The organism is Flavobacterium gelidilacus DSM 15343, from assembly GCF_000422685.1.
GTDB lineage: Bacteria > Bacteroidota > Bacteroidia > Flavobacteriales > Flavobacteriaceae > Flavobacterium > Flavobacterium gelidilacus.
The window spans coordinates 1-1012 of the sequence record NZ_AUGN01000051.1 but is presented as its reverse complement, the minus strand read 5'-3'; the positions used below and the strand labels follow the sequence as shown (position 1 = coordinate 1012).

2 protein-coding genes are annotated in these 1012 nt (G+C 25.6%); both read left to right on the top strand.

Annotation, left to right across the window (positions count from 1 at the left end):
• Nucleotides 1-146 precede the first annotated feature (146 nt).
• The gene (locus G507_RS17675; RefSeq protein WP_157496569.1) at nucleotides 147-290 is read left to right on the top strand and encodes a hypothetical protein; all 144 of its coding nucleotides are present in this window, start codon (nucleotides 147-149) and stop codon (nucleotides 288-290) included.
• A gap of 77 nt (nucleotides 291-367) precedes the next feature.
• Complete coding sequence (locus G507_RS0109710) at nucleotides 368-829, top strand: lipocalin family protein (RefSeq protein ID WP_026717288.1); 462 nt, start codon at nucleotides 368-370, stop codon at nucleotides 827-829.
• Nucleotides 830-1012: the final 183 nt, after the last annotated feature.

Here is a 1012-nt window from a genome sequence, read left to right as displayed (position 1 = left end):
TTTCTATTTTGGAAAGTTTTTAAATCAAAAATTTGTCTATATTTGTTAAGGCTTGGTTATCAATCAACAAAACTGAAATAAAGCCGCGAACCGTTGTGCGTCAGCTTGGTAGGAACGACAAAAAATTAACATAAAACAAAAATAAAATGAACGAAAACTTAATTTTAGCAATTGAAGAATTAACAGAACAAATTAAATTATTAAGAGATGAAAACAAAAAACTTCGTGAAATAAATGAAGAAATCAGCTCAAAATTATATCTTCTGAATGAACGTATTAGTACTTTGTAATAAGGTAAAATTTCTTCAAAAAATTAAAAAAAAACATCAAGTTTTAAACTTAATAAATAATTAAATTAAATAAATACATGAAAAAATCATACTTAATTTTGATCACAATCATTACATTATCATGTTCAAAAAATGATGATAATGAAACTGCAAATAATTCAATTTATGGAAATTGGAAATTGACTACAGCTAATGGAATTGCAATAACAGATTGCGAAGCACAATTTCCAAATTTTATTTTAAACACAAACAATACGGGTAATGAAGGTTTTGGAGCAACTATGCCTAATGGAAACTGTATTGATGATAGTCGCGATATTCAATTTACATTAGAAAATAATATTTTATCTGTCAAGGAAATAAATACAAATCCAGCTAATTATATATTTGAAACTAAAAGAACTGTTACAAGTATTACAAATAGTGAGTTAAAATTGAAAATTTTTTATGTTAGGCAAAGTAATCCATCAGGTGGTGTTGATGTTGATAATATTCCTGCATCAGAACAAACAGAATATTTGTATTTAAAAGAAAATTAATAAACAACATTTAAGTTTTTTAAATACTACTATTTTAGGTTTATTGAAAAGCCGAACGCACAACAACGGTTTTATTCAATTTTGCAGTCTTGGTCTTTTTCTATTATGGAATTTTTTTAATCTAAAATTTGTCTATATTTGTTAAGGCTTGGTTATCAATCAGCAAAACTGAAATAAAGCCGC

Coding starts and splice junctions, on each gene's coding strand:
- G507_RS17675 (WP_157496569.1), top strand. CDS start 147: ATGAACGAAAACTTAATTTTAGCAATTGAAGAATTAACAGAACAAATT.
- G507_RS0109710 (WP_026717288.1), top strand. CDS start 368: ATGAAAAAATCATACTTAATTTTGATCACAATCATTACATTATCATGT.